The following is a 6,610-nucleotide window of genomic DNA, read 5'->3' on the forward strand; positions in this document are numbered from 1 at the left end:
GCATTCGCAGCCTTTGTTTTTTGTGGTGAGGGGATTTATCCCCGTTGGGCTGCGAAGTAGCCGCAAATTCCGCAACTCAAATATGCCTGACACACCGCAGGGTCTGATTTTGCGACTGCTGCGCAGCCGTTCAGGGCGGTGCGACGTTTCGCTAAATCCCCTCGCCACAGGAGTCCGTGCGAAGACTGCGCGGTGCAATAGACTGTAAACTCTCCCCCTCTTTCGCCGCCTCCTCATTCCCGCGCGGCCATCACCTCTTTTCTGTAGCGGAGTCCACCTTGCGTCTGTTCCACACCTCCGACTGGCACCTTGGGCAAAACCTGCACGGCCAGGAGCGCGATTTCGAGCACGCGTGTTTTCTCGAATGGCTGCTGCGCCAGTTGCACCTGGCGCAGCCGGATGTGCTGCTGATTGCCGGCGATATCTTCGATACGGTCAATCCGCCGGTCAAAGCGCAGGAACGCCTTTACGATTTCATCGTCAGTGCTCACGAACAGCAGCCGTTGCTGACCATTGTGATGATCGCCGGCAACCATGATTCCGGCTCGCGGATCGAGCTGCCGGCGCCGTTGATGCGGCGTTTGCGCACTCACGCGTTGGGACGGGTGCTGTGGCTGGATGACGGGCAACTCGATGCCGAGCGCCTGCTGCTGCCGCTGCCGAATGCCCAGGGAGAAATCGCCGCGTGGTGCCTGGCGCTACCATTCTTGCGCCCGGCGGAAGTCACCGGCGCGCATCTGGGTGACAACTATCTGCGCGGCATCGGTCAGGTGCATGAATGGCTGATCGCGGCGGCGAATGCCAAGCGTCAGCCCGGACAGGCGTTGATCGCTATCAGCCACGCGCACATGGCCGGGGGCTCGGTGTCGGAGGATTCCGAGCGCAGCCTGATCATCGGCAATGCCGAAGCGCTGCCCGCCAGCCTGTTCGGCGAAAGCATCAGTTATGTCGCCCTCGGCCATTTGCACAAGCCGCAGAAGGTCAACGGTGAGGAGCGCATCCGCTACAGCGGCTCGCCGATTCCGCTGTCGTTTTCCGAAATCGGTTATCAACACCAGATTCTCGACGTCGTTCTCGACGGTGAAACCCTGGTCAGCGTCGAGCCGAAACTGATCCCGCGATCGGTCAATCTGCAGCGCATCGGCCCGGCGCCGCTGGCCGAGATTCTGCTGCAACTGGCCGACCTGCCGAACATCGATCTGCTCGCGGAAACCCAGCGCCAGCCATGGCTCGAAGTGCGCGTGCGCCTGGATGAGCCGCAGCCGGATCTGCGCCACCAAGTGGAAACCGCACTGCAAGGCAAAGCCGTGCGTCTGGTGCGCATTGCCGCTGAATACGCCGGCAATCGCGGCGCCGATGGCAGCGATGACGGCAGCACGCTGATCGAACTCGACCAGCTCACCCCGCAGGAACTGTTCAGCCGCGCCTGGCTCGACAACTACGGCAGCGAGGTCGACGAGCAGACGCTCAAGGACTTCGCTGAACTGCTGCAGGACGTGCAACTGGAGGGCGAGCAGCCATGAAGATTCTCGCCATTCGTTTGAAGAACCTCGCCTCGCTGGCCGGACCGTTCGAGATCGATTTCACCGCTGAACCGCTGGCCAGCGCTGGTCTGTTTGCGATCACCGGCCCCACAGGCGCTGGTAAGAGCACGTTGCTTGATGCGTTGTGTCTGGCGCTGTTCGGCGCCGTACCGCGCCTGAACAACACCGGTCGCGATGCGAAAGTCCCCGACGCTGACGGTGAAATCGCCACTGGCGACCCGCGCACCTTGCTGCGGCGTGGCACCGGTGAAGGTTATGCAGAAGTGGATTTTGTCGGCGTCGATGGCCGCCGCTATCGCGCGCGCTGGGAAGCCAATCGTGCTCGCGAGAAGGCTGGCGGCAAGCTCCAGGCCAGTCGGCAGAGCCTGCGCGACATCGATCAGGATCAACTGCTCGCCAGCCAGAAAGGCGAATACAAAACCCAGCTGGAAGCCGCGCTGGGCCTGAACTTTGAACAGTTCACTCGCGCTGTGCTGCTGGCGCAGAGTGAGTTCAGTGCGTTCCTCAAGGCTGACGACAACGACCGCAGTGAACTGCTGGAAAAACTCACCGACACCGCGCTGTACACCCGCCTCGGCCGCCGCGCCTTCGACAAGACCAAAGAAGCCCGCGAAGCACACAAGCTGTTGCAGGATCAGGCCACCGGTGTGACGCCGCTGGCACCGGAAGCGCGCGCCGAACTCGACGAGCGATTCAACACCGCGCAGCAACAGATGAAGGCGCAACAAGCGCAGCTCAAACAGCTTGAGCAACAGCATGCCTGGCTGAAGGATTTGCGTCTGTTGCAGGAAGCGCAGCAAGCGGCCAGCGAACAACTGCAAACCGCGCAACAGCAATGGCAGGCCCTGGCCGGCGAGCGGGTGAAACTGACGCGTCTGGAACAGCTTGGCCCGCAACGCCATCAGTTCGCGCGCAAGGCCGAGCTCGATGCGCTGCTGACGCCACTGGCGACGCAGATTGCCGCACACACCCAACAACACGCGGCGCTGGGCGAACGCCAGACGCAGCTGGAACAGAACCTCGACGCAGCAAAAGTCGCCCTGAGCGAAGCGCAACAGCGCCAGAGCGAAAACGCGCCGTTGCTGCGTCAGGCATTCGAAGAGCAAAGCACCCTCGCCCGCCTGATCAAGGACACCGCCAGCAGCGCCGAAGCCCGGCAAGCGGCCGAGCAAGCGTTCAAGCATGGCCAGAACACGATTCAAGCCTTGCAGGAAAAACAGGCTGAGGTCGCCGAGCGTTTGCAACGCATCGCCACCGAGCTTGAGCAGAGTGCGCATCTGGCGCCGTTGAGCGATGCCTGGAGCGCCTATCGCGACCGTCTGCAACAGCTGATGGTGATCGGCAACCGCATGAACAAGGGCCAGAGCGAACTGGCTTCCCTCGAACAGAACGCCGCGCACAGTGCTGAGCAACTGGCCTCGCACAAACAGCAACTGGAAGTGCTGTTCAAAGAAGCTGGCGCAGAGCCGGACGCAGTCGCCGAACAGATCGGCCTGCTCGGCACATTGCTCCAGGACAACCGCAAGCAACTGCGCGCGATCGAAGACCTGTCGCGCCTGTGGGCGACTCAGCAGGATCTCAACAAGCGCAGCGCCGAGTTGCAACAACGCCAGCTCGACGCGCAGCAGCAACGCGAACGCCTGACCCAGGACGGGGTGAAAACCAAGGCCGAACTGACCGTCGCCGAGCAGACCCTCAGCGTCACTCGCGAACTGCTTGAACGTCAGCGGCTGGCGCGCAGTGCCAGTGTCGAAGAGCTGCGCGCGCAGTTGCAGGACGATCAGCCCTGCCCGGTCTGCGGCAGCAACGAGCATCCCTATCACCAGCCCGAAGCACTGCTGCAAAGCCTTGGCCGTCACGATGAAAGCGAACAGGCCAACGCCCAGCAAGTGGTCGATCAGCTCAAGGAAAAACTGATCGAGCTGCGCGGCGAAGTCGGTGGCGTGATCGCACAACAGAAAGAGCTGCTGCAGCAACAGGAACAACTCGCGGCGCAACAACAAACCCTGGCCCCGAGCCTCGACGCGCATCCGCTGGCCGCGCAACTGTTCAATCAGGACGCCGACAAACGCGACGCCTGGCTCAGCCGCCAGACCGAGCAGTTGAATCAGAGCATCACTCAGGACGAACAACGCCAAAGTGCGCTGCTCACCTTGCAGCAGGACGCCGCGCGTCTGTCGCAACAATTGCGTCAGGCCGAAGTGGCTCATCAGCAAGCGGCGCAACAGCTGAGCCATCAGCAGCATGAACTCAACAGTGATCGTCAGCGCCTTGAAGAAGAACTCAGCGCGTTCGGCCCGCTGCTGCCCGCCGACACGCTCGAAGCCTTGCGCCTGGAGCCGGCGGCAACGTTCATGCAGCTGGACCGGCAGATCGCCGAGCGTTTGACCCAGCTCGAACAGCAAAAGGAAGAGCTGAGCGAACAGCAGCAACGCCAGCAGACCCTCGAGAAAGAACAGGATCGCCAGCAACTGCGCACTCAGCAGCTGCACAGTGCCGAGCAACAATTCACGGCGCTGACCGAGCAACAGCAAAGCTGTCAGGAAAAACTCGCGCAGCTGCTAGGCGAACACAGCAGCGCCGAGCATTGGCAGCAGCAACTGGAACAAGCGGTGGAACAGGCGCGCGGCGCGGAAACCAGCACCGCTGAGGAGCTGCAAAGCGTGAGCACGCAACTGGTGCAGATCGCCGCTGAGCTCAAGGCCCAACATGAACGCCTGCAAGCACTGCAAGCTGAAGACCAGGCACTCGCCGGCAAGATCGCCGATTGGCGCGCCAGCCATCCGGAACTGGACGACAGCGGCCTTGTAGACTTGCTGCGCTTCGACGACGTGCAAGTCGCCGCGCTGCGCCAGACCCTTCAGCACAACGAAAAAGCCATCGAACAGGCCCAGGTCCTGTTGCAGGAGCGCGATCAGCGCCTGCTCGATCACCAGGCCCGGCAGGACGGCAATCTTGACGCCGAACAGCTGGACAGCGCCCTCGCTGAGCTGCAAAACCAGTTTGCCGTCAGCGAGCAGCAGTGCGCCGAACTGCGCGCCGAACAGGTTGAAGACCAGCGCCGGCAGAACGCCAATCAGGCGCTGGCCCAGCAGATCGCCGACGCCTATGCCGAGTACCAGCGCTGGGCGCGGCTCAGTGCCTTGATCGGCTCGGCCACCGGCGACACTTTCCGCAAGATCGCCCAGGCCTACAACCTCGACCTGCTGGTGCATCACGCCAACGCGCAGCTGCGCCAACTGGTCAAACGCTATCGCCTCAAACGCGGCGGCAGCATGCTCGGCCTGCTGGTGATGGACACGGAAATGGGCGACGAACTGCGTTCGGTGCATTCGTTGTCCGGCGGCGAGACGTTCCTCGTATCGCTGGCATTGGCGCTGGGTCTGGCCTCGATGGCGTCGAGCACACTGAAAATCGAATCGCTGTTTATCGATGAAGGCTTTGGCAGCCTCGATCCGGAATCCTTGCAACTGGCCATGGACGCACTCGATGGCTTGCAGGCGCAGGGACGCAAGGTGGCGGTGATTTCCCATGTGCAGGAAATGCATGAACGCATCCCGGTGCAGATTCAGGTGCGGCGCCAGGGCAATGGTTTGAGCACGCTGGAGGTGAAATGAACACGCTGTATTCCTTCCGCCGCTGCCCTTACGCCATGCGTGCGCGAATGGCGCTGAGTTATGCGGGCGTGCCGGTGGAGATCGTTGAGGTCAGCCTCAAGAACAAACCGGCGGAAATGCTCGCGCTGTCGCCCAAGGGTACCGTGCCGGTGCTGAATGCCGATGGCGTGGTGATTGATGAGAGTCTGCAGATCATGCGCTGGGCGTTGGCGCAGAATGATCCGGATGATTGGTTGTTCAAGGATGATCCGGGAGCAGACGTCATCATGGACATGCTGATCGAGACGAACGATCAACGATTCAAGACTTCGTTGAACCACTACAAATACGCTGAGCGTTATCCAGAGCAACCGATGGAGGTCTATCGCATGCAGTGCGAGATGATCGCCCACTATCTGGATCTGACGCTCGCGGACCACGACTATTTGCTGGGTGACCGGCTCAGTCTCGCCGACATCGCCCTGCTGCCTTTCGTCCGACAGTTCGCTCACGTTGATCGCGAGTGGTTTGCGCAGACGCCTTATATTCGCTTGCAGGCCTGGTTGCAGCGCTTGCTCGAATCCGAGCTGTTCACCTCAATCATGAAAAAATAACCCTCTGTCCCTTTGATCGTTCCCACGCTCCGCGTGGGAATGCAGCCGGGGACGCTCTGCGTCCCATTGGAACGCGGAGCGTCCCTTGAGGCATTCCCACGCAGAGCGTGGGAACGATCATTAGGCCAGGGCGTTGCACATGCCCAGCGCCATGCAATCCACTTCAAACGGCCCGAGAAAATCCAGCGCGACCTTGACCGGTGGATTGCCGGCCATCAGCCCCAGCGTGTTGGCGCGTTCAATGTTGTGCGCGATGTTGTGGTTGGCCTCTATGGCCCGGGCCAAGCCGCCCACCGAGCCCTGGCCAAACCCCAAGAGTGAGGCGCCGTTGGTCATCAGCGCGAGGCTGGCGATGACCCAGAGTCTGTAGCCTTTCATGCGCCGCCGACTCCTGCGAGTTCGGCCCTGTCGACCATCGCGCTTTGCGAGCGCAGTTCGAACTGGATGCCGGGGTGGGCGACGTCGATCGGGGCGTCGAAGCTGTGTTCCATCTGTGCGCCGATGCTGACGAACAGCACCACGGCCAGGTACAGACCGATGGCCAGGTAGGCGCCGCGTTTGGCGGAAGTGAGGATTGCGCTGGCCATGGTGTTCTCCGTGGGCAAAGGTTTCGATGGCCACAGAATCAATCAAAAAAGCCGAAGCAACCACTCAGGGTTTGCAATGGTGAATATCAGCTTCGTTGATTATTTATCCGCTCTATTTGCCGGCTAGAGAAAACCTATGAGTGCAGAACGCGCGCGCGCGTAGGAGCTGCCGAAGGCTGCGATCTTCTGATTGATCGTTCCCACGCTCCGCGTGGGAATGCCTCAAGGGACGCTCCGCGTTCCAATGGGACGCAGAGCGTCCCGGGCTG

The 6,610-nt window shown here is 61.6% G+C and carries 5 protein-coding genes; 3 read left to right on the top strand and 2 right to left on the bottom strand.

Annotation, left to right across the window (positions count from 1 at the left end; translation table 11 throughout):
- The first annotated feature begins 278 nt into the window (after positions 1–278).
- From AC0IXA_RS26720 to AC0IXA_RS26730, 3 genes are read left to right on the top strand one after another with little or no spacing between them, the layout of a single operon-like run.
- A complete protein-coding gene (locus AC0IXA_RS26720; protein WP_056789434.1) occupies positions 279–1,523 on the top strand; it encodes an exonuclease SbcCD subunit D C-terminal domain-containing protein in 1,245 nt (414 codons plus the stop codon).
- Entirely contained in the window at positions 1,520–5,161 is a 3,642-nt protein-coding gene (locus AC0IXA_RS26725) for an AAA family ATPase (RefSeq protein ID WP_471814834.1), read from the top strand. The genes AC0IXA_RS26720 and AC0IXA_RS26725 overlap by 4 nt, the downstream gene beginning before the upstream one ends.
- Positions 5,158–5,754, top strand: a complete 597-nt coding sequence (locus AC0IXA_RS26730; RefSeq protein ID WP_471814835.1) for a glutathione S-transferase — start codon at positions 5,158–5,160, stop codon at positions 5,752–5,754. Before AC0IXA_RS26725 ends, AC0IXA_RS26730 begins: the two co-directional genes overlap by 4 nt.
- A gap of 120 nt (positions 5,755–5,874) precedes the next feature.
- Here the strand turns inward: AC0IXA_RS26730 and AC0IXA_RS26735 are convergent, their stop codons facing one another.
- Complete coding sequence (locus AC0IXA_RS26735; RefSeq protein WP_150740997.1) at positions 5,875–6,132, bottom strand: hypothetical protein; 258 nt, start codon at positions 6,130–6,132, stop codon at positions 5,875–5,877.
- Positions 6,129–6,341 carry a hypothetical protein gene (locus tag AC0IXA_RS26740; RefSeq protein ID WP_039763920.1) on the bottom strand — a complete coding sequence of 71 codons (213 nt, stop codon included), beginning with the start codon at positions 6,339–6,341 and terminating at the stop codon, positions 6,129–6,131. Before AC0IXA_RS26740 ends, AC0IXA_RS26735 begins: the two co-directional genes overlap by 4 nt.
- Between the last annotated feature and the right edge of the window lie 269 nt (positions 6,342–6,610).

Source organism: Pseudomonas sp. AC083, from assembly GCF_979253165.1.